Origin of the sequence: Shigella sp. FC1544, assembly GCF_001722145.1 — a bacterium.
GTDB classification, from domain to species: Bacteria; Pseudomonadota; Gammaproteobacteria; order Enterobacterales; family Enterobacteriaceae; genus Escherichia; species Escherichia coli.
This window is the reverse complement of the sequence record NZ_MECT01000196.1, coordinates 1-2,981: the sequence shown is the minus strand read 5'-3', so window position 1 is coordinate 2,981 and position 2,981 is coordinate 1. Positions and strand designations below refer to the sequence as shown.

Sequence of the window (2,981 nt, the reverse complement as noted above, 5' to 3'; positions counted from 1 at the left end):
CCCACTGTTCGTCCATTTCAGCGCAGACAATCACATCACTGCCCGGTTGTATGCGCGAGGTTACCGACTGCGGCCTGAGTTTTTTTAAGTGACGTAAAACCGTGTTGAGGCCAACGCCCATAATGCGTGCACTGGCGCGACATCCGACGCCATTCATGGCCATATCAATGATTTTCTGGTGCGTACCGGGCTGAGAGGCGGTGTAAGTGAACTGTAGTTGCCATGTTTTACGGCAATGAGAGCAGAGATAGCGCTGATGTCCGGCAGTGCTTTTGCCGTTACGCACCACGCCTTCAGTAGCGGAGCAGGAAGGACATCTGATGGAAATGGAAGCCACGCAAGCACCTTAAAATCACCATCATACACTAAATCAGTAAGTTGGCAGCATTACCAGTTACCTGTTGATAATAAGGTATCGGGTAACTCTCATTATGACAGAGCGCTTTCAAAAACAGGGCTACGAAATGGCGAGCATCCAGACGTATATTAAGAAAGCCCCCATCAACATCTATTAAATTTATCACTGCGCCCAGTCAGGTTTATTTAAGATATGATCCTGCCAGTCAATCACTTCTGATTCTTTCACTGCGATATGACGCACAGAGATACGTTCACCATGCATTGCCGCTTTCGAACCAGTAAGTAGCGGATGCCACACAGGTAAATCTTTACCTTCCGCCAGCAAACGATAAGCGCAGGTCATTGGCAGCCATTCGAATGTTGGCAGATTTTCACGGGTTAATTTAATGCAGTCGGGTTCAAACTCGAAACGACGTTCGTAGTTCCGACATTGACAGGTTTTAATATTGAGCTGGCGACAGGCGACGTTAGTGAAGTAGATTTCGTCGGTGTCTTCATCCATCAGTTTATGCAGGCAACACTGACCGCAACCATCACACAACGACTCCCATTCCGCATCGCTCATTTCGGCCAGGGTTTTACTTTGCCAGAAAGGTACATCGTTCATCAGGTGTTCCGCCATTACGTTAAAACGCACCTTATAACCAGTCTGGCACAGCGATGCAAGTTTTGCCGCCGCTTTCAGGCGGCAAAAAGTATTACAAAACGCGAGTTGTCAAAGAATGCCCATCGAAAGTGACTGTCAGCTCATCACCGCTTTGCAACGGGCCGACGCCATCAGGCGTGCCTGTCAACACAACGTCACCGGCCTTGAGGGTAAAAAACTTGCTCATATAAGCGATCAACGGAACGATTTTATGGATCATGTCCGCAGTCGTACCTTGCTGGCGTTGTTCGCCGTTTACGCTCAGGCCCAGCGTTGTATTTTGTGGATCGCCGGTAAATTCCGCCGCGGGGATAAACCCGGAAAGCGGACAAGAGTTATCAAACGCTTTAGCCTTTTCCCACGGCTGCCCGGCTTTCTTCATTTTTCCCTGAACATCACGCAATGTCAGATCAAGCGCCACGCCGTAACCGGCAATGGCTTTGCGGACATGCTCTTCCGTTGCCTGACGCAGCGTCGCACCAATCAACACCGCCAGTTCGACTTCATGATGAACTGAACCGAAATCGGATGGGATCGCCAATGGCTGCCGCAGATCGCACAGTGCCGTTTCTGGTTTAATAAACAGCACTGGCTCTTCGGGCACTGCGCTGCCCATCTCTTTAATATGTTTGGCATAGTTACTGCCAACACAGACTACTTTACTCACCGGATAATCCAGCAGCGCACCTTGCCAGTTGTGATGTTGATACATAACGTTCCCCTCTCCTTATCGTGGATATGAAAACCCGCGCCGACAAAGATAATGCCACCGCCGGATATCGGTTATTTGTTCGTGTCGTCTGTTTTCTGCCCCATGACGGAAAGATGTTGCTTCAGCAAATCTTCGGGTGGTGGCGGTAACTGCAAATAGTAACCTTGCTCGGTTAATGCCAGTTTAACCTTTTCAATATCAGCATTGACCAGTTTCTTCCGCCCATCCAACGGCAGAATCATCGCTAACTGAGGCTGACCAAAACCTTTCATCAGTTCCTCAGGAACACGCGAAAAATCGTCTTTTTTTTCGACATATAAATAGGTCTGGTCACGCTTGCTGCTTCGATAAATCACACAAAACATACTTTTACTCTTTAAGATGCCAGGTTTTGGCATAAGCTAACATCAATGAAACCCGCGCCACAAGCCAGCCAGCTGTAGATTTCTGCGGTTTGTTGAGTCCATGCCCCTTTATAAGTAATCCCCCCGGCAAAAAATGCCGCGCCGGGATTTTACCGAACGCAGAAAAGCCACTGGAATTCTCCCGTTAGGGATTGTTATATTATAACAGTTCATCGTACTCATTCTGAACAGGAGACTACCAATGAAAATCAAGAGCATCAGTAAGGCTGTATTGCTGTTTGCACTGCTAACCTCCACGAGCTTTGCTGCGGGTAAGAATGTCAATGTTGAGTTCAGAAAAGGCCATAGCAGCGCTCAGTACTCCGGCGAAATAAAGGGATACGATTACGATACATATACCTTCTATGCCAAAAAAGGTCAGAAAGTACATGTGAGTATCTCTAATGAAGGCGCTGATACTTACCTCTTCGGGCCAGGAATCGATGATTCTGTTGATTTATCCAGATATTCCCCAGAACTCGATAGTCACGGACAATACTCACTCCCTGCTTCTGGCAAATATGAGCTGCGAGTGCTGCAAACCCGAAACGACGGGTAATGCTGCCAACTTACTGATAGTGTTTTATGTTCAGATAATGCCCGATGACCTTGTCATGCAGCTCCACCGATTTTGAGAACGACAGTGACTTCCGTCCCAGCCTTGCCAGATGTTGTCTCAGATTCAGATTATGTCGCTCAATGCGCTGAGTGTAACGCTTGCTGATAACGTGCAGCTTTCCCTTCAGGCGTGATTCATACAGCGGCCAGCCATCCGTCATCCATACCACGACCTCAAAGGCCGACAGCAGGCTCAGAAGACGCTCCAGTGTGGCCAGAGTGCGTTCACCGAAGACGTGCG

5 protein-coding genes and 1 pseudogene are annotated in these 2,981 nt (G+C 48.4%); 1 reads left to right on the top strand and 5 read right to left on the bottom strand.

Features of this window, described 5'->3' with window-relative positions; all coding sequences use genetic code 11:
• From BGK49_RS11465 to BGK49_RS11450, 4 genes are all read right to left on the bottom strand, one after another.
• The coding region (locus BGK49_RS11465) for an IS1 family transposase (RefSeq protein WP_128832188.1) at positions 1-337 on the bottom strand (337 nt) is incomplete at its 3' end.
• Positions 338-520: 183 nt separating this feature from the next.
• On the bottom strand, positions 521-967 hold the full coding sequence (locus BGK49_RS11460) for a YcgN family cysteine cluster protein (RefSeq protein ID WP_005039533.1): 447 nt from the start codon (positions 965-967) through the stop codon (positions 521-523).
• Between the two features lie 91 nt (positions 968-1,058).
• Positions 1,059-1,718: a fumarylacetoacetate hydrolase family protein gene (locus tag BGK49_RS11455; RefSeq protein WP_000284277.1), complete on the bottom strand. Its 660-nt coding sequence runs from the start codon at positions 1,716-1,718 to the stop codon at positions 1,059-1,061.
• Positions 1,719-1,789: 71 nt separating this feature from the next.
• Positions 1,790-2,083 (bottom strand): YcgL domain-containing protein, encoded by a 294-nt coding sequence (locus BGK49_RS11450; protein ID WP_001297679.1) that lies wholly within the window; start codon positions 2,081-2,083, stop codon positions 1,790-1,792.
• 241 nt (positions 2,084-2,324) lie between these two features.
• Here BGK49_RS11450 and BGK49_RS11445 point away from each other — a divergent pair, with 241 nt between their 5' ends.
• On the top strand, positions 2,325-2,681 hold the full coding sequence (locus BGK49_RS11445; protein ID WP_000695219.1) for a PPC domain-containing protein: 357 nt from the start codon (positions 2,325-2,327) through the stop codon (positions 2,679-2,681).
• Positions 2,682-2,691: 10 nt separating this feature from the next.
• Here BGK49_RS11445 and BGK49_RS11440 read toward each other — a convergent pair.
• Positions 2,692-2,981, bottom strand: a pseudogene (locus tag BGK49_RS11440) (IS1-like element IS1X2 family transposase); the annotation flags it as partial.